Below are 17,915 nucleotides of genomic sequence, written 5' to 3'. Positions count from 1 at the left end.
GGCAACGCGCCGCCGCCTGCGCGCCGAACCTGCCCGTCAATGCGGTGCGTCCGCTCGCGCGCCCGTGTCGTCGCGCGGCACGCCCAGCAGCATCGCGGCCGCGCATGCGGCCAGCAACGCCGCGATCATCAGCATCGCCGGGTCCATGCTGCCGGTTCGCGTCCGGATCAGCCCGACGAGCCAGGGCGTGATCATCCCGCTCGACACGCCGATGCTGCTGATCAGCGCGATCCCGCCCGCTGCGCCGGCGCCCGAGAAATACGCGGACGGCACGGCCCAGAACACCGGATGCGCGGCGAAGATCAGCATCGCCGCGATCGACAGCAGCGCCATCATCGCGACGATGCTCGGCAGGTGCAGCGTCAGCAGCGCAAGCGCCACCGCACCGCCGACCGCGCACGCGGCGAAGTGCCGGCGCCGTTCGCGCTTGCGGTCCGAGCGCCGCGCGATTGCGATCAGGCCGGCCGCGCCGATCGCGTTCGGCACGACCGACAGCAGACTGATCTGCACGACGTCGTGGATGCCGAATTCGCGGATCATCAGCGGCATCCAGAACAGCAGCATCAGCAGCGCGGTCGTCAGCGAGAAATAGATGAACGCGAACAGGTACGTGCGCGGTTCGGCCAGCACCTGCCGCAGCGAACGCGGCGCCTGCGTGCCCGTGCCGGCGCCGGCGTGGTCGGCGGCCAGGTCGGCCGCGAGCTGCCGGCGATCGGCGTCGGACAGCCAGTGCGCGTGCTCGGGACGATCGCACAGCCAGAACCACGCGATCACGCCGAGCAGGATCGCGGGCGCGCCCTCGATCGCGAACATCCATTGCCAGCCGTGCAGCCCCATCACGCCGGACATCCCGCGCATGAGCCAGCCCGACAGCAGGCCGCCGACCATCCCGGCCACCGCGACGCCCGCATAGAAGATCGACAGCACCGACGCGCGCCGCCGCGCCGGATACCAGTAGGTCAGGTAGAACACCACGCCCGGAAAGAACCCGGCCTCGAACAGCCCGAGCAGGAAACGCAGCACGTAAAAGTGCTTCGCGCTGTCGACGGTGATCATCGCGACCGACACCGCGCCCCACAGGAACATGATCCGCGCGAACGTGCGGCGCGCACCGAAGCGGCGCAGCAACGCGTTGCTCGGCACCTCGAACAGCACGTAGCCGACAAAGAACAGCACCGCGCCGAGGCTGTACATCGCATCGGTCAGTCCGAGGTCCTGCCGCATCTGCAACTGCGCGAAACCGATGTTGCTGCGATCGAGGATCGACACGATGTAGCAGATGAACAGGAACGGCACGATCCGCCGGCCGATACGACGGTACAGCGCATCGTCGCCGGTCGCGTCCGTGGAACCGGCACCGGACGCAACGGCCGGTGCGGCGTGCGCTTGAAGAGGGGCTGACATCGATCGTCTCCTCGATGGATTCGGATGCGGACGGACATGAAGCGCCGGTTGCCGCGGCCCGCGCGCAGCGACCGGCCGCGGTTCGCTCAGCCCCGCTGTGCGGCCTCGCCCTTCACGCCGAGCATCAGCGCCGCGCCGCTGGCCACCAGCAGCGCGGCCAGCAGGTACACGGCGAGATCCATGCTGCCGGTGCGCGTGCGGATCATCCCGATGACCCACGGGCTGACGATCCCGCTCGTGATCCCGATGCTGCTGATCAGCGCGATCCCGGCCGCGGCCGCGTTGCCCGACAGGTAACGGGTCGGGACCGACCAGAAGATCGGCAGCGCGGCGAAGATCAGCGTCGCCGCGATCGACAGGCACGCGAGCATCGCCGCGAAGCTGTGCAGGTGCAGCGTCAGCGCCGCGAGCGCGAGGCCGCCGCCGATCGTGCAGCACGCGAAGTGCTTGCGGCGCTCGCCGGTGCGGTCCGAGCGGCGCGCGATCAGCACCAGCCCGACCGCGCCGACCGCGTTCGGCACGACCGTGTAGAGGCTCACCGCGACGACGTCGGTCACGCCGAAGTCGCGGATCATCAGCGGCATCCAGAAGTTGAGCGTCAGCGACGCGCAGGTCAGCGAGAAATAGATGAACGCGAACAGGTACACGCGCGGATTCGCGAGCGCGGCCATCACGCTGCGCCCGTCGTGCGCGCTGCCGTGCCCGCGGCCTTCGGCGCACAGCGCCGCGACGCGCGCCTTTTCATCGGACGTGAGCCACGCGGCGTCCTGCGGCCGGTCGACGAGGAACGTGAACGCGGCGAACGCGAGCAGGATCGCCGGCGCGCCTTCGATCGCGAACATCCATTGCCAGCCGTGCAGCCCGAGCACGCCGCTCATGTCGCGCATGATCCAGCCCGACATCAGGCCGCCGAGCACGCCGGCCACCGCGACGCCCGCGAAGAACACCGAGATCGCCGCCGCGCGCCGGTTCGCCGGGAACCAGTAGGTCAGGTACAGCACGATACCGGGAAAGAAGCCGGCCTCGAACACGCCGAGCAGGAAGCGCAGCACGTAGAAATGCGACGGCTGCGACACGAACATCATCCCGGTGGACGCGATGCCCCACAGCAGCATGATCCGCGTGAACGTCCGGCGCGCGCCGAAGCGGGCGAGCAGCATGTTGCTCGGTACTTCGCAGAACACGTAGCCGACGTAGAACACCGCCGCGCCGAGACCGTACATCGCATCGCTGAAGCCGAGGTCGTGCTTCATCTGCAGCTGCGCGAAGCCGATGTTGATGCGGTCGAGAAACGACACGACGTAACAGAGGAACAGGAACGGGACGATCCGCCACGCGATCTTGCGGAACAGCTGCGCGTCGCTGGATTCGGATGCGGATGCGGATACGGAAGTCGGCGCCGAAGCACCCGCGTGCGCGAGCGTCGCTTCGGCGGGAAGCGATTGGGGCATGTCTCTCTCCAAACGGGCCGCGCGATGTCGAGCGCGCAGCAGTCTCCGAGGGCGTGCATGCGCCCTGCTTTCTTGTGAGACCGGATACGGCTGCCGGCACCGCGGCGCTCTGCCGCCACGGATGCCGCAGCCTTCAGGGAAACGGCGGCGCGTTCAGGTGAACGCCCCGCCGCCGTGTGCCGCTCAGTCCTGCAGCGCGGCCCACATGTCCTTGTCGCGCTGCGCGGTCCAGATGCGCGGATGCGCGATGCCGCTCGCCTCGTCGAAGGCGCGCGACACGTCGAACGGCAAACAGTGCTCGTAGATGAACACGTGGCCGAACTTCGGGTCCATCGCTTCGCGCGTGAGCGCCATCGCCGCCTTCAGGTCGAGATTGCGCTCGACGGCCTTGCGGCCCTGTGCGAGCAGCGTCGTGACGAAATCCTTCGTGTAGTCGAGGCCCTTGTCGACCTCGGCCGGGTTCAGCAGCGCGGGGCCGCGGCCCGGCACGAGCTTCTCGGCGCCGAGCGCGCGCAGCGCCTCGAGCGTGGCCGGCCACTGTTCGAGCTGCGCGTCGCCGCAATAGCACGCGGCGTCGTATTCGACGAGATCGCCCGAGAACAGCACCTTTTGCGACGGCAGCCAGACGATCGTGTCGCCCTTCGTGTGGCCCGAGCCGACGTGCATGATCTTCACTTCGAGCTTGCCGAGGAACAGCGTGATCTCGCGCTCGAACACGAGCGTCGGCCAGGTCAGCCCCGGCACCGTCTCGACACCGGCGAACAGGCGCGGGAAGCGTTCGATCTCCGACTTCATGTCGGCCTCGCCGCGCTCGACGATCATCTCGTACGTGCCGCGGCTCGCGATCACCTGCTGCGCGCCTTCGTCGAAATACGCGGATGCGCCGAGCACGCGCACCGCGTGGTAATGCGACAGCACCACGTGCTTGATCGGCTTGTCGGTCACGCTGCGGATCTTCGCGATCAGGTCCTGCGCCATCGCGGGCGTCGCGGTCGTGTCGACGATCAGCACGCTGTCGTCGCCGATGATCACGCCCGAGTTCGGGTCGCCTTCGGCGGTATACGCGTATGCGTTCTCGGACAGCTTCGTCCAGGTGACTTTCTTCTCTTCCAGATCGGCTTGGGAGGCGAATGCTTTGGCCATGTTGCGTTCCGTGGCTGCGAGCCATGTGTTGAGGGGAGTGAGCGGATCATCTGCCCGCACCGAATATTTGTCAATGGCAAATACGCTTGCTATTGTTTAATGCGGGTAAACCTGCGGGCTGGCGCGGTAAATGGCGTCGGATACCATGCGGGGTTTCGTCAACGGAAGAATCATCGCGTGCAGAACCACGAAGTCAGCGCAGACGACGCGGCGCCCAAGGCGCAGCGCGGGATCCAGAGCGTCGAGGTCGGCGGACGGCTGCTCGACGCGCTCGCGCGCCGGCGCAAGCCGCTCGGGCTGTCGGAGCTGGCCGCGGCGGCCGACCTGTCGACCGCGCAGGCGCACACCTATCTGGTCAGCCTGACGCGGCTCGCGCTCGTGAAGCGCGATGCGCTCACCGGCAACTACGAGCCTGGCCCGCTGTCGCTGCGGCTCGGACTGATGTCGATCGAGCGCCAGCCGGCCTACCGCGCGACGCTGCCGCACGCGGTGCAACTCGCGGAAGCCGTGGGGCTGAGCGTCGCGCTGTCGGTGCCGGGCGCGCTCGGCCCGACGATCGTGCGCATCGAGCACGGCGGCTATCCGTTGCACGTGAACCTGCACGTCGGCTCGGTGATGTCGCTCGACACGACGGCGACCGGGCGCGTGTTCCGCGCATTCGGCGATCCCGCGCAACTCGACGCGATGGCGGCCAGTCAGGCCGGCGCGGGCGCGACGCTTGCCGGTGCCGAAGGCGGGCACGCCGCGCCGGACGCCGACGCGCAACGGGCCGAACGCGATGCGATCCGCGCGCGCGGCATCGAACGCAGCATCGACCGGCCGAGCCCCGGCGTCAGCGCGATGTGCGTGCCCGTTTTCGACGCGTACGGCCGCCTGCAGCTTGCGTTGACGGTAATCGGTTCGAGCGGGTCGATCGATGTCGGCTGGGACGGTCCGATCGCGACGGCCTTGCGCGAAGCGGCACGGCAGGCCACCGCGTCGCTCGGCGCGGAAAGGTCGAATCCGGCCGAACCGCCGCCCGCGCCGGCGGCGGGCGCGACTCGCGTGCCACCGGCACTGGCCGACGACGCGAAGGCGCAGCGCGGGATCAATGCGCTCGACAGCACCGGCGAACTGTTGCTCGCGCTGGTGTCGGCGGGCCGTGCGCTGCCGCTGCGCGATCTCGCCGCGGTAGCCGGCATGCCGGCCGCGAAGGCGTTTCCGCACCTGGTCAGCCTGCAGAAGATCGGGCTGCTGAGCCGTGACGACGCCGGCTGCTTCGATGGCGGCCCGCTCGCGCAGGCGCTCGGCCTGATCGCGATGCAGCGTGTGTCGCCGACGCGCGACGCGGAAGCCGAGATCGTCGCGCTGGCCGGCGCGACCGACATGAGTGTCGCCGCCGCGACGCTCGGCCCCCTCGGCCCGACGGTGATCCGTCTGGAAGAATCGGCGCGGCCGCAGCACGTGAGCCTGCAGGTCGGCACCGTGATGTCGCTCGTCAACACGGCGATCGGCCGGATCTTTGCGTCCGGCATGTCCGACGACGTGCTGGCCGACCTGCTCGCCAACGAACCCGTGCGTCTCGCGGGCAGCCGCGCCGCACCCGACGACGCCGCGTTCCGCGCGCGGCTCGCGGCGATCCGCGCGGATGAACTCGATTTCGCGTTCGACGCGCCGGTGCCGGGCATCGGCACGGTCGCGGCCCCCGTGTTCGATCACACCGGCAGCATCCGGCTCGTGATCGCGATCATCGGCTCGTCGCGCGGCTTCCCGCGCGGGCCGGACAGCGACCTGGCGCAGACGCTGCTGGCCGCGGCGCGGCGGCTGTCCTGGCGGTTCGGGTGGATCGGCCGATAATCGCGCGCCCTTTCCCCGACACTCGACTCCCCCATTCTTTCTACCCGCGAGGCCGTGCCGGCACGGCCTCGGCACGCCTGTGCATCACGCAAAGGCAGCCAATATTCATGTTGCGTGGCAGCAACATAAAATGTCAGTAATTCTCATATAACGAAATCGCATTTCACAAGGCGGTGATGTTTCGCTATGATTAGGGTTATCCCTAACTCGCCACCTATATGGGGCTTCGTCATGCAAACGTCTAACGTCTCCGACCGTTCCACCGAATCCACTGGCTGGCTCGCACGTGTGAGCGAGCTGCTTGCAGAAGCGTGGGCGCTCCACCTCGAGACCTGCGAAGTCATCGCTGAAGCACACGCGCGCCTGCCGCGCTGAGCAGCACGACCGGCCGCCGCCCAGCGGCACACTCCCCGCCCGATCCGCTTGCCCGGACGCGCGCCGCCAGCGGCCGCTGCGTCGGGCATCGGGAAACGGTGGTGCCGACGTGGAAACTCCCCGGGCTTGTCCCGGCTGAATGGGCTCACCGCGTCGGGCGCGTTTGAAAGTCGTCTTGAGGCCGCTTCATGGCCGATATCGGGCGCACGATTGCGCCGCACCGCCGCTAACGGAAGATTCATCCGTTTTTCGCGGCCGCCTACCGTCTCGCCCGGCGAGCCTTTCCTGTCGGCCCTTTGGCGGTTTTCGCCGCGCCCTCGCGCCGCCGCACGCGCCGCCGTTTCAGCGACGGCCGCCCCCCATCTCCGCCCCCGTCACACCTGGATCGACGGCACGTCCTTCATGCACCGCAGCGCGAACATCGAGCGGCTGTGACGGATGCTCGAAATCCGGTACAGCTTTTCACGCAGGAAGCGTTCGTAGCCGGCCGTGCCATCCACCGCGACCTTGATCCAGTAGTCGTACTCGCCCGACACCAGATACGCCTCGAGCACCTCCGGCAGCGCCGCCAGTTCCGAGCCGAAACGCGCGAGCGCGTCGTCCTCGTGGCGATCGAGCGTGACTTCGAGGATCACGATGTCGGCGTAGCCGAGCATGCGCTGGTTGACCAATGCGACGTAACCGTCGATGTAGCCATCGAGTTCGAGCTGCCGCGTGCGGTTCCAGCATGCGGTGGTCGACATGCCGATCTGTTCGGCGAGTTCGGCGTTCGACAGGCGCGCATTTTTCTGCAATGCACCAAGGATCTTGCGATCCTGATTGTCGAGCGTTTTCGGCGTGCGTTCGCGGGTAGCCATGATGAGAAGAATCTTCTTTTGAAAACTGGCATTCTATCTGAACAGGATTCTGGTTTCAGGCCCGTTTTGCCTGAAAACAGGAAGCCTTTTAACCGGGCCGCTTGATACATTTTCTCCATGCCTGCTGTCCGGCACGCTCCCCGCGACAACCCCTTCGCACCGGGACGCACGGCCGCAATCACGAGTTGCGGTGCCGGCCGGCAGGCATGCGATTCCCCGCCGCCCGCACGCCTATCCGACCGCGTGCGGGGCCGGTGCCTGCGGCCCTGTTCCTGCACTTCCGTCATGTCGTTCAAGCTTTATCTGTCGTTCCTCGCTGCTTCCGTCGTCCTGATCTACGCCCCCGGTCCCGTCAACCTGCTCACGATGAACCAGGCGCTGCGCGCCGGCTGGCGCCGTGCGCTGCCATGCGTGTGGGGCGGCACGCTCGCCGTGCTGCTGCAACTCGCGCTGACCGCGCTGTGCCTGAATTCGCTGGTGCATCTCAACGAACACGCACTGACCGTGCTGCGCTGGGCCGGCGCCGCGTATCTCGTGTGGCTCGGGGCCAGGCAATGGCTCAGCCGTGCGCCGGCTGGCGCGCCCGCCGCATCGGCCGACGCGGAAACCGCAATCGGTCGGCAGGACACCGACACCGACCGTGCGCTGTTCTGGCGCGGTGTCGCCACCTCCGGCCTGAATCCGAAAACGCTGCTGTTCTTTCCGTCGTTCTTTCCGCAGTTCATCAGCCCGAATGCCGACTGGAGCCTGAACCTTCAATTCCTGCTGCTCGCGACGACGTTCGCGCTGCTGTTCGCGGGCGGGGTCGCGTCGATGGCGCTGTTCTCGCACCGGCTGAGCCGCGCGCTGCAGCGGCCGGCGCGGATGCGCGCAATGAATCGCGTGACCGGCGGGCTGCTCGTCGGGATGGGCGCGATCATGGTCGGCTGGAACTGAGCGGCCGGGCCTGCCGGCTTCGTCGCGGCGGCCGCCGGGCCCCGCGAAAAAGCAGCCGATCGCCGAATGCTTTAGGGTAGCGGCTGGTTCGTTGGACATGCCCGGCCCGCCGGGCGACTGAATGAAGCACGTCACTACCCGCCTGCGGCGCCTGTTCGCGCCGATCGGCCTGCACTGGTATCTCGCCCTCCTTCTCGCGCTCGATGCGTTCATGGTGCTGCGCCCCGTCGTCGCACGTGCCAGGCTCGGCCTGCACCATGCATGGCTCGCCGATGCGTTGAACCTCGTCGACAACGCGGGGCTCGTCGTGCTGCCGCAAGTCGTCGTCGCGGCCGGCCTCGCGACGATGGCCATCGGCATCGTGCTGCGCGCCCGCGTCGCGTGGGTGCTGTCGATCGTGCTGCTGGTCGCGGCCGCCGCGATCAGCGTGCTCGGCGGCTATCAAAGCCACGCCGTGTTCGTCTACACGGCCGTGCTGGTCGTCGCGCTGCTCTATTACTGGCGGCACTTCGACCGCGCGAGCGTCGCCGCGAGCAGCCTGTTCGCGTTGCTGAGCATCGTGTCGCTGCTGATCTACGCGACCTTCGGCGTGCTGTACCTCGGCGACGAATTCACGCCGCCGGTCCACGATCTCGCCACCGCCGTCTATTTCTCGATCGTGTCGATGTCGACGGTCGGCTACGGCGACATCGTCCCGCACGCGCCGACCGCGCGCCTGTTCACCGCGTCGGTGATCGTGCTCGGCATCACGGTGTTCGCGACGTCGATCAGCGCGGTCGTCGGCCCCGTGATCGGCGGCAATCTGAAACGGATCGTCAAGGGAGGCCTTTCGAACGTGATCCGCAAGCATCATTTCCTGATCGTCGGCGCGACGCCGGTTGCGCACGCGGTCCACGACGGGCTGCGCAAGCGCGGCTACGCGGTGACCGTGATCGTGCCGGCCGGTGTCGAGCACAACTATGCGGCCTCAACCGATCTGATCGTCGGTGACGCGACCGACCATGCGGTGCTGGACAGCGCCGGCGCGGCGACCGCGCGCGCGGTGCTGGCGCTGCGCTCCGACGACGCCGAAAACGCATTCATCATCCTCGCGATCCGCGAGATCGCGCCGACGGTGCGCACGGTCGCGCTCGTGAACCAGCAGCGCAACCTCGAACGGCTGCGCCTGCTGAAACCCGACATGGTGTTCTCGCCGCAGCAGCTCGCGGGCGAACTGCTCGCCAGCACGCTCAACGACGAGCCGGTCGACAAGTCGGTGATCTCGCATCTGCTGTTCGGCACGGCCGACGCCGCGTGACGCCGGCGGGCGCCGCGCGCCTGTGACCGTATGACCCGGGCCGGCCCGCGTGCGGCCGGTACAATCGCGCGATGTCCGAATTGCTCACTTACGGCGGCCTGTTCGCCGTGTCGATGGTCGCCGCGACCCTGTTTCCGCTCCAGTCCGAGGCCGTGCTCGCCGGCCTGCTGCTCGCCGGGCGCGAACCCGTGTGGGCGCTGGTGCTCGTCGCGAGCATCGGCAACGTCGCCGGCTCGGCGATCAACTGGGCGCTCGGGCGCGGCATCGAGCACTTCCGCGACCGCCGCTGGTTCCCGGTCAAACCGGCCGCGCTCGCGCGCGCCGAGCGCTGGTATGGGCGCTACGGCCGCTGGTCGCTGTTGCTGAGCTGGGCGCCGGTGATCGGCGATCCGCTGACGATGATCGCCGGCGTGCTGCGCGAGCCGCTGCCGACCTTTCTCGTCATCGTGACGATCGCGAAGGTCGGCCGTTACCTGGTTATCGCGTGGCTCGTGACGCACTGACTTTCGCTGCCCCGCCCTCCGCCCGCCCGGGCCGCCATCGACGACGCCCCCTAAAGAAATCGCCGAAGTTGCCGTATTAACGGAACCCAAGCGGTGACGCGTGCGTTCCGCCCCCTCTCCCTCCCCACTCAGGATGTTTCATGAGATTGACCCAATTGGGCCGGGTGAGCGTCGGCGCGCGTCTGGCCGCGCTGGCGTGCGCGCTGGTCGCCCTGCTGTTCACCGTGTTCGCGTGGACGCTCGCTCATTTCGCCGGCCAACAGCTCGCCGAAGAAGCACACATGCGGATCGTCGACAAGGAACGGTCGATCCGCGCGATGGTCGACCTGTTCGACAAGGCGCTGTCCACCGAAGCCGACCGTTCGATGTCGCTGTTCGCGAGCTTTCTGCCGGCCGATTTCTCGCTCGACCCGGCGCGCACCGTCGACATCGGCGGCGTCGCCGCGCCAACCCTCTATGCGGGCGGCCAGCCGCTCGACCTCGATTACTCGATTCCCGACCAGTTCCTGAAGAAAAGCGGCGCGATCGCGACGATCTTCGCGCGCGACGGCGACGAATTCGTGCGCATCACGACGTCGCTGAAAAAGCAGGACGGCGCGCGCGCAGTCGGCACGAAGCTCGACCGCGCCGGCCCCGCGTACGCGCCGCTCGTCGCCGGGCGCAGCTACACGGGCCTCGCGAAGCTGTTCGGCCGGCCGTACATCACGCAGTACAAGCCGGTGACCGATGCGACCGGCCGCGTGATCGGCGCGCTGTTCGTCGGCCTCGACATCGGCGCCGAGCTCAAGCTCGTCGAAGACGGCATCCGTTCGCTGAAGATCGGCGACAACGGGTACTACTTCGTGCTCGATGCGTCGCAGGGCCCGGCGCGCGGCACCTTCGTCGTGCATCCCGACGCGGCCGGCCAGCCTGCCGACGACGCGCGCGCACCGTACGCGCGCATGCTCGCCGCCGGCGAGGGCCGGCTCGCCTACACGTCGACCGACCCGGCCGCGCACGACGTCCGGGCGACCGCCAAATTCGTGTCGTTCACGACGATTCCGCAGTGGCAATGGCTCGTCGGCGGCATCGCGCTCGACGACGAACTGCTCGCGTCCATGCGCGCCACGCGCAACCACTTCCTGATGATCGGCGCCGTGCTCGTCGCGGCGTTCGCGACGCTGTTCGTCATCGTGGTGCGCCGCGTCGTGAGCCGGCCGCTCGATGCCGCGGCCCGGGCCTCCGAACGCTATGCGGCGGGCGATCTCAGCGTGCGCATCCGCGACGGCGCGGATGCGCACGGCGGCGCCGGCCACGACGAAATCGGCCGGCTCGTGCAGGCGGTCGACGGAATCGGCGACGGCCTCGCGCGGATCGTCGCGCAGGTGCGCAACAGCTCGGCCGACATCGCGCGCGGCACGGTCGACATCGCGGCCGGCAGCGGCGACATCGCCGCACGGATCGCGACGCAGGCGAGCAGCGTCGAACAGACGGCGGCCAGCATGGAACAGATCACCGCCGCCGTGCAGCAGAACGCCGAGCATGCGGCGCAGGCCAATGCGCTGGTGGCGGACGCGTCGGCCGCCGCGACGAACGGCGACGCCGCGGTGCAGCGCGTGGTCGCGACGATGGACGACATCGGCCGTGCGACGCGCCGGATCGCCGAGATCACCGGCGCGATCGAAGGCATCGCGTTCCAGACCAACATCCTCGCGCTGAACGCGGCCGTCGAGGCCGCCCGCGCGGGCGAGCACGGCAAGGGCTTCGCGGTGGTCGCGGCCGAAGTGCGCGCGCTCGCGCAGCGCAGCGCGGCCGCGGTCAAGGAGATCGACGCGCTGAGCGCCGAATCGTCGACGACCGTCGAACAGGGTTACCGGATCGCGGACGCCGCGCGCGGCACGATGCGCGACATCGTCGCGCGAGTCGACCAGGTCCGCACGCTGATCGGCGAGATCAGCGCCGCATCGCGCGAGCAATCGACCGGCATCGAGCAGGTGAACCTGGCCGTCACGCAGATCGGCAACGCGACGCAGCAGAATGCGACGCTGATCTCGGATGCCGAACGCGCGGCCGTCGCGCTGCGCGACCAGGCCGCGCAGCTGTCGGACGCGGTCAGCGTGTTCCGGCTCGGCCGCGACGCGTAACGGACGACGGATGATCGGCCAGGGCCGGGCGCCTCGCCTACTTCTTGTCGCCCGCCAGGTCGATCGCCTTGTCGGAGCCGACCGCATTGCGCAGCTGGAACTTCTGGATCTTGCCGGTCGACGTCTTCGGCAGCTCGCCGAAGCGCACGGCCTTCGGCACCTTGAAGCCCGCGAGCAGTTGCCGGCAGTGCGCGACGATCTCCTCCTCGGTCGCGCTCGCGCCTTCGCGCAGCTCGACGAACGCGCACGGCACCTCGCCCCATTTCGGGTCGGGCATCGCGACGACGGCCGCGACGGCGACTGCCGGATGGCGGTACAGCGCGTCCTCGACCTCGATGCTCGAAATGTTCTCGCCGCCCGAGATGATGATGTCCTTCTTGCGATCCTTGATCCGGATATAGCCATCCGGCATCAGCACCGCGAGATCGCCGGTATGGAACCAGCCGCCGTGGAACGCATCGTCGGTCGCCTTCGGGTTCTTCAGGTAGCCCTTCATGCAGATGTTGCCGCGGAACATGATCTCGCCGAGCGTCTCGCCGTCGGCCGGCACCGGCGCCATCGTGTCGGGATCGAGCACCGTCGCGCCTGCTTCGAGGTGGTAACGCACGCCCTGCCGCGCATTCAGCCGCGCGCGTTCCTCGTCGGACACGGCTTCCCAGTGCGCCTGCTTCGCGCAGACGGTCGCCGGGCCATACACCTCGGTCAGCCCGTACACGTGCAGCAGGTCGAAACCGATCTCCTTCATCTTCGCGATCACGGCCGGCGCGGGCGCCGCGCCCGCGACCATCGCGTGCACCGTATGGTCGATTCCTTCACGGAATTCGGCCGGCGCGTTCGCGATCGCGCTCTGCACGATCGGCGCGCCGCAATAATGCGTGATGCGTTCGCGGCGGATCAGGTCGAACACGGTCTTCGCGTCGAACCTGCGCAGGCACACGTTCACGCCCGCGCGCGCCGCGACGGCCCACGGGAAGCACCAGCCGTTGCAGTGGAACATCGGCAGCGTCCACAGATACACCGCGTGCTTCGGCATGTCCCATTCGAGGAGGTTGCTGATCGCCGCGAGATACGCGCCGCGATGGTGGTAGACGACGCCCTTCGGATCGCCGGTCGTGCCGGACGTGTAGTTCAGCGCGATCGCATCCCATTCGTCGGCGGGCGGCGTCCATGCGTAGTCGGCGTCGCCGCCCGCCAGGAACGCCTCATAGTCGGTCGCGCCCGCGAACCGGTCGGGGTCGGCCGGCATCGCATCGGCCACGCTGACGATCTTCAGGCCCGGCACCTCGAGCGCCGCGCGATGCGCGAATTCCGCGTATTCGGTGTCGACGATCAGCACCTTCGCCTCGCCGTGACGGAGCATGAACAGCACCGACGATACGTCGAGCCGCGTGTTGATCGTGTTCAGCACCGCACCGGCCATCGGCACGCCGAAGTGCGCCTCGACCATCGCCGGGATGTTCGGCAGCATCGCCGCGACGGTGTCGCCACGGCCGACGCCAGCCTGCGCGAGCGCGCTCGCCAGCTGCTTCGAACGCGTGTAGGTCTCGCCCCACGTGCGCCGCACGTCGCCGTGCACGATCGCAAGGCGCGCCCCGTAGACTTCGGCCGTCCGGACCAGGAAGTCGATCGGGGTGAGCGGCACGTAATTGGCGTCGCGGCGGCCGAGTCCGGCCTCGAACATCTGCGTCATGATCCTGTCTCCCGTGTCCTGTCGACCGGCGTGCATCCACCCCGGATCGTTTTGATGTGGTTCAATTGCCGACAGCCTAACGGGCGCTATTGTGAGCCGTCTGTCATCGAAACGACAGAGTGCCTTTCGAGCGTTGCGCGTTATCCCTATCCTCGCAAACCCGCACCCATGCACGACCAACACGTTGCGCCGCCCGACGCGGCCGCCCACCCGGCCGATACGCTTCCCGAACCCGGCCCGCTTGCGCCGCTGTCGACGCTGTTCGGCCAGTGCGCATGGTTCCGCACGCTTGCGCCCGAACACCAGGCGCTCGTGCTCGCGCAGTCGCACGTCGAGCAATGCGAGGCCGGCGACGTGATCGCACACCGGCTCGCGCCGTCCGAATACTGGATCGGCGTGCACCAGGGGTTGCTGAAGCTCGCGATCTTCAACGTATCGGGCCGCGGCTGCACGTTTTCCGGCGTGCCGTCGGGCGGCTGGTTCGGCGAAGGCAGCGTGATCAAGCGCGAGCTGCGCAAGTACGAAGTCGTCGCGATCCAGCGCTCGACCGTGCTGTTCGTGCCGGTCGACACCTTCCATGCGCTGCTCGATACCAGCCTGCCGTTCACGCGTTTCGTGATCCACCAGCTGAACAACCGGATGGGCGAATTCATCGCGTCGATCCAGAACAGCCGGCTGCTCGACGTCGACGCGCGCGTCGCGCAGGCGCTCGCGCAGCTCTTCAATCCCGACCTGTACCCGGATACCGGCCCGTCGTTGTCGATCTCGCAGGAGGAACTGGGCATGCTCGTCGGCGTATCGCGGCAGCGGATCAACCAGGCGTTGCAGCAGCTCGAGAAGCTCGGTGCGTTGCGGCTCGCGTACAACCAGATCGAGGTCGTCGAACTGGCGGCGCTCGCACGCTTCGGGATGGAGCAGCTTTGAACGCAGCGCGATCAGCGAAACCGTCGCCATCGCGACGCGTGCATTCCGTCTGCAGAATCGGCGAGCCGCTCGCGCCCCCAACCTGACAGTTCCGCCAGTTTCGCGACAGTAACCCGTTCCACGCCGACGCCTATCATTCGGGTTCCCTTCACCGACGCCTGATCACCGCCTGTCCCGCTGCCTCCATGTGGATCGTCAATCTCGCGCTCAAGCGCCCCTACACGTTCATCGTCATGGCCATCATGATCGTGCTGGCCACGCCGCTTGCGCTGATGCGCACACCGGTCGACGTGCTGCCCGCGATCAACATCCCCGTGATCAGCGTGATCTGGAATTACAACGGCTTCTCCGCGACGGAGATGACCAGCCGGATCACGTCCGTCCATGAGCGGATCCTGACGACGACCGTCAACAACATCCAGCACGTCGAATCGACGTCGTTGCCCGGCATCGCGGTCGTGAAGGTGTTCCTGCAGCCGGGCGCGAACGTGCAGACGGCGATCGCGCAGACGGTCTCGTCCGCGCAGGCGATCGTGCGGCAGATGCCCCAGGGCGCGACGCCGCCGCTCGTGATCACCTATTCGGCGTCGAGCATCCCGGTGATCCAGCTCGGGCTGTCGAGCAAGACGCTCAGCGAACAGTCGCTCGCCGACATCGCGCTCAACTTCCTGCGGCCGCAACTGATCACGGTGCCGGGCGTGCAGATCCCGTTCCCGTACGGTGGCCGCACGCGCGTGGTCGCGATCGACCTCGATCCGCAGGCGCTGCTCGCGAAGGGCCTCACGCCGGCCGACATCGTCAACTCGATCAACGCGCAGAACCTCGTGCTGCCGACCGGCACCGCGAAGATGGGCCAGACCGAATACCGGATCGACACGAACGCGTCGGCCGACACGATCGCCGACATCAACGACCTGCCGATCCAGACCGTCAACGGCGCGACGACCTACCTGCGCGAGGTGGCGTCGGTACGCGACGGCTTCGCGCCGCAGACCAACGTCGTGCGCCAGAACGGCCAGCGCGGCGTGCTCATCTCGATCCTGAAAAGCGGCGATGCATCGACGCTCAAGGTCGTGTCCGACCTGAAGGCGCTGCTGCCGAAGGTGATCCCGACGCTGCCCGAAGGACTCACGATCACGCCGCTGTTCGACCAGTCGGTATTCGTCGACGCGGCCGTCCAGGGCGTGATCCACGAAGCGCTGATCGCCGCGGTGCTGACCGCGATGATGATCCTGCTGTTCCTCGGCAACTGGCGCAGCACGCTGATCATCGCGATCTCGATCCCGCTGTCGATCTTCACGTCGCTGATCGCGCTGTCCGCGCTCGGGGAGACGATCAACATCATGACGCTCGGCGGGCTCGCGCTCGCGGTCGGGATCCTGGTGGACGATGCGACCGTCACGATCGAGAACATCGAGCGGCACCTGCATCTCGGCACCAATCTGCACGACGCGATCCTCGAAGGCGCCGGCGAGATCGCGGTGCCCGCGTTCGTGTCGACGCTGTGCATCTGCATCGTGTTCGTGCCGATGTTCTTCCTGACGGGCGTCGCGCGCTTCCTGTTCGTGCCGCTCGCGGAAGCCGTCGTGTTCGCGATGCTCGCGTCGTACGTGCTGTCGCGCACGCTGGTGCCGACGCTCGCGATGCTGCTGTTCCGCCCGCAGCAGGCGAGCACCGGCCCCGACCATTCGACGTCGCGGTTCGCGCGCCTCCATCACGCGTTCAACAACGCGTTCGAGCGGCTGCGTGCGTGGTACATCGTGCTGCTCAGCATCCTGCTCGTGCGCCGCCGCTTCTACGCGATGTGCTTCCTCGGCTTCTGCGTGCTGTCGACGGGCCTGGTATTCGTGCTCGGCCGCGACTTCTTCCCGAACGCCGATTCCGGCAACATCCGGCTGCACATGCGCGCGCCGACCGGCTTCCGGATCGAGGAAACCGCTCGCCTCGCCGATCAGGTCGAACGCGTGATCCGCGAAACCGTGCCGCCCGACGAGCTCGGCGCGATCGTCGACAACCTCGGCCTGCCGGTGAGCGGCATCAACCTGTCGTACAGCAACGCCGGCACGATCGGCACGCTCGACGGCGAGCTGCTGATCGCGCTGAAGCCCGGCCACCGCGCGACCCAGCACTACGTGCAGACGCTGCGCGCGCTGCTGCCCCAGCGCTTCCCGGGCGTCGAGTTCTTCTTCCAGCCGTCGGACATCATCACGCAGATCCTCAACTTCGGCCAGCCGGCCGCCATCGACGTGCAGGTGCTCGGCAACGATCTCGCGAGTAACATGACTATCGCGAGCAGCCTGATGAAAAAGTTCAGGCAAATCCCCGGCGCCGTCGACGTGCACGTGCTGCAACGCAACGACGAGCCGACCCTGCTGGCCGACATGGATCGTACGCGCATGCAGCAGCTCAACCTCTCCGCGCAGAACGTCGCGCAGAACATGCTGATCTCGCTGTCCGGCAGTTCGCAGACGACGCCGTCGTTCTGGATCAACCCGCGCACCGGCGTCCAGTACCCGCTGCAGATCCAGACCCCGCAATACAACATCTCGTCGGTCGACGACCTGCTCGGCACGCCGATCTCGGCGAGCGGCCGCACGGGCATGCCGCTGCAGCTGCTTGGCAACCTGGTGCAGATGCGCAGCGTCTCCAGCCCGGCGGTGATCACGCACTACAACATCCGCCCGGCGATCGACGTGTACGTGAGCGTCGAGGGGCGCGACCTCGGCGCGGTCGCGGGCGAGATCGACCGCATCGTGTCCGACGCGCGCGCGACGCTGCCGCGCGGCACCGACCTGACGATGCGCGGCCAGATCGAGACGATGCGCACGTCGTATATCGGCCTCGGCGCGGGCGTCGCGATGGCGATCGTGCTCGTCTACCTGCTGATCGTCGTCAATTTCCAGTCGTGGCTCGACCCGCTGATCATCATCAGCGCGATGCCGGCCGCGCTCGCCGGCATCGCATGGATGCTGTTCATCACCGGCACGCACCTGAGCGTGCCCGCGCTGACCGGCGCGATCATGACGGTCGGCGTCGCGACCGCGAACAGCATTCTGGTCGTGTCGTTCGCGCGCCAGCGCCTCGCGGCCGGCGCGCCGCCGCTGACCGCCGCGCTGGAAGCCGGCGCGACGCGGATCCGGCCGGTGCTGATGACGGCGCTCGCGATGATCATCGGGATGGTGCCGATGGCGCTCGGTCTCGGCGAAGGCGCCGAGCAGAACGCGCCGCTCGGCCGCGCGGTGATCGGCGGGCTGCTGTTCGCGACCGTTTCGACGTTGCTGTTCGTGCCGCTCGTGTTCGGCGGCGTGCATGCGCGGCTGGCCCGCCGGCGCGCGCGCCGGGCCGGACACTGACTTTCGCCCCACTACCCGGTTGA

13 protein-coding genes are annotated in these 17,915 nt (G+C 68.1%); 8 read left to right on the top strand and 5 right to left on the bottom strand.

Annotation, left to right across the window (positions count from 1 at the left end; genetic code table 11):
* Positions 1–36 precede the first annotated feature (36 nt).
* The 3 genes from OHZ10_RS26000 to OHZ10_RS25990 form a co-directional block, all read right to left on the bottom strand.
* Positions 37–1,404: an MFS transporter gene (locus OHZ10_RS26000; protein ID WP_340625009.1), complete on the bottom strand. Its 1,368-nt coding sequence runs from the start codon at positions 1,402–1,404 to the stop codon at positions 37–39.
* 86 nt (positions 1,405–1,490) lie between these two features.
* Positions 1,491–2,855: an MFS transporter gene (locus OHZ10_RS25995; protein ID WP_174992241.1), complete on the bottom strand. Its 1,365-nt coding sequence runs from the start codon at positions 2,853–2,855 to the stop codon at positions 1,491–1,493.
* Between the two features lie 183 nt (positions 2,856–3,038).
* Positions 3,039–3,998 carry an MBL fold metallo-hydrolase gene (locus OHZ10_RS25990; RefSeq protein WP_174992242.1) on the bottom strand — a complete coding sequence of 320 codons (960 nt, stop codon included), beginning with the start codon at positions 3,996–3,998 and terminating at the stop codon, positions 3,039–3,041.
* Between the two features lie 177 nt (positions 3,999–4,175).
* On the opposite strand from OHZ10_RS25990, the gene OHZ10_RS25985 reads away from it, so the two are divergent.
* Together OHZ10_RS25985 and OHZ10_RS25980 are read left to right on the top strand one after the other, a co-directional pair.
* Positions 4,176–5,834 (top strand): IclR family transcriptional regulator, encoded by a 1,659-nt coding sequence (locus OHZ10_RS25985; RefSeq protein WP_256086433.1) that lies wholly within the window; start codon positions 4,176–4,178, stop codon positions 5,832–5,834.
* 231 nt (positions 5,835–6,065) lie between these two features.
* Positions 6,066–6,209 carry a hypothetical protein gene (locus tag OHZ10_RS25980; RefSeq protein WP_226195990.1) on the top strand — a complete coding sequence of 48 codons (144 nt, stop codon included), beginning with the start codon at positions 6,066–6,068 and terminating at the stop codon, positions 6,207–6,209.
* Positions 6,210–6,583: 374 nt separating this feature from the next.
* On the opposite strand, the gene OHZ10_RS25975 is transcribed toward OHZ10_RS25980, so the two are convergent.
* Positions 6,584–7,066 carry an Lrp/AsnC family transcriptional regulator gene (locus OHZ10_RS25975; protein ID WP_059240672.1) on the bottom strand — a complete coding sequence of 161 codons (483 nt, stop codon included), beginning with the start codon at positions 7,064–7,066 and terminating at the stop codon, positions 6,584–6,586.
* A gap of 285 nt (positions 7,067–7,351) precedes the next feature.
* On the opposite strand from OHZ10_RS25975, the gene OHZ10_RS25970 reads away from it, so the two are divergent.
* The 4 genes from OHZ10_RS25970 to OHZ10_RS25955 all read left to right on the top strand — a co-directional run bounded on the left by OHZ10_RS25970 (position 7,352) and on the right by OHZ10_RS25955 (position 11,925).
* Positions 7,352–8,002 (top strand): LysE family translocator, encoded by a 651-nt coding sequence (locus OHZ10_RS25970; RefSeq protein WP_342704759.1) that lies wholly within the window; start codon positions 7,352–7,354, stop codon positions 8,000–8,002.
* Positions 8,003–8,123: 121 nt separating this feature from the next.
* Positions 8,124–9,299 carry a voltage-gated potassium channel protein gene (gene kch / locus OHZ10_RS25965; RefSeq protein WP_174992245.1) on the top strand — a complete coding sequence of 392 codons (1,176 nt, stop codon included), beginning with the start codon at positions 8,124–8,126 and terminating at the stop codon, positions 9,297–9,299.
* Positions 9,300–9,370: 71 nt separating this feature from the next.
* Positions 9,371–9,802: a YqaA family protein gene (locus tag OHZ10_RS25960; RefSeq protein WP_340625012.1), complete on the top strand. Its 432-nt coding sequence runs from the start codon at positions 9,371–9,373 to the stop codon at positions 9,800–9,802.
* A 140-nt stretch (positions 9,803–9,942) separates the two neighbouring features.
* Positions 9,943–11,925: a methyl-accepting chemotaxis protein gene (locus OHZ10_RS25955; protein ID WP_342704758.1), complete on the top strand. Its 1,983-nt coding sequence runs from the start codon at positions 9,943–9,945 to the stop codon at positions 11,923–11,925.
* 37 nt (positions 11,926–11,962) lie between these two features.
* On the opposite strand, the gene OHZ10_RS25950 is transcribed toward OHZ10_RS25955, so the two are convergent.
* The gene (locus OHZ10_RS25950) at positions 11,963–13,615 is read right to left on the bottom strand and encodes an acyl-CoA synthetase (protein ID WP_059240677.1); all 1,653 of its coding nucleotides are present in this window, start codon (positions 13,613–13,615) and stop codon (positions 11,963–11,965) included.
* Positions 13,616–13,783: 168 nt separating this feature from the next.
* On the opposite strand from OHZ10_RS25950, the gene OHZ10_RS25945 reads away from it, so the two are divergent.
* Together OHZ10_RS25945 and OHZ10_RS25940 are read left to right on the top strand one after the other, a co-directional pair.
* On the top strand, positions 13,784–14,539 hold the full coding sequence (locus OHZ10_RS25945) for a Crp/Fnr family transcriptional regulator (protein WP_342704756.1): 756 nt from the start codon (positions 13,784–13,786) through the stop codon (positions 14,537–14,539).
* Between the two features lie 185 nt (positions 14,540–14,724).
* Positions 14,725–17,892 carry an efflux RND transporter permease subunit gene (locus OHZ10_RS25940; protein WP_174992248.1) on the top strand — a complete coding sequence of 1,056 codons (3,168 nt, stop codon included), beginning with the start codon at positions 14,725–14,727 and terminating at the stop codon, positions 17,890–17,892.
* Positions 17,893–17,915: the final 23 nt, after the last annotated feature.

Source organism: Burkholderia arboris (genome assembly GCF_038723655.1).
In the GTDB taxonomy this organism is placed as follows: domain Bacteria; phylum Pseudomonadota; class Gammaproteobacteria; order Burkholderiales; family Burkholderiaceae; genus Burkholderia; species Burkholderia arboris.
Note: the sequence above shows the minus strand (reverse complement) of the source record. Positions and strands in the feature narration are given on the sequence as shown.

Excerpts from the sequence above, each read along its gene's own strand:
- OHZ10_RS25980 (WP_226195990.1), top strand. The coding sequence starts at position 6,066 with ATGCAAACGTCTAACGTCTCCGACCGTTCCACCGAATCCACTGGCTGG.
- OHZ10_RS25995 (WP_174992241.1), bottom strand. The coding sequence starts at position 2,855 with ATGCCCCAATCGCTTCCCGCCGAAGCGACGCTCGCGCACGCGGGTGCT.
- OHZ10_RS25940 (WP_174992248.1), top strand. The coding sequence starts at position 14,725 with ATGTGGATCGTCAATCTCGCGCTCAAGCGCCCCTACACGTTCATCGTC.
- OHZ10_RS25970 (WP_342704759.1), top strand. The coding sequence starts at position 7,352 with ATGTCGTTCAAGCTTTATCTGTCGTTCCTCGCTGCTTCCGTCGTCCTG.
- OHZ10_RS25960 (WP_340625012.1), top strand. The coding sequence starts at position 9,371 with ATGTCCGAATTGCTCACTTACGGCGGCCTGTTCGCCGTGTCGATGGTC.
- kch (WP_174992245.1), top strand. The coding sequence starts at position 8,124 with ATGAAGCACGTCACTACCCGCCTGCGGCGCCTGTTCGCGCCGATCGGC.
- OHZ10_RS25950 (WP_059240677.1), bottom strand. The coding sequence starts at position 13,615 with ATGACGCAGATGTTCGAGGCCGGACTCGGCCGCCGCGACGCCAATTAC.
- OHZ10_RS26000 (WP_340625009.1), bottom strand. The coding sequence starts at position 1,404 with ATGTCAGCCCCTCTTCAAGCGCACGCCGCACCGGCCGTTGCGTCCGGT.
- OHZ10_RS25945 (WP_342704756.1), top strand. The coding sequence starts at position 13,784 with ATGCACGACCAACACGTTGCGCCGCCCGACGCGGCCGCCCACCCGGCC.
- OHZ10_RS25990 (WP_174992242.1), bottom strand. The coding sequence starts at position 3,998 with ATGGCCAAAGCATTCGCCTCCCAAGCCGATCTGGAAGAGAAGAAAGTC.
- OHZ10_RS25955 (WP_342704758.1), top strand. The coding sequence starts at position 9,943 with ATGAGATTGACCCAATTGGGCCGGGTGAGCGTCGGCGCGCGTCTGGCC.
- OHZ10_RS25975 (WP_059240672.1), bottom strand. The coding sequence starts at position 7,066 with ATGGCTACCCGCGAACGCACGCCGAAAACGCTCGACAATCAGGATCGC.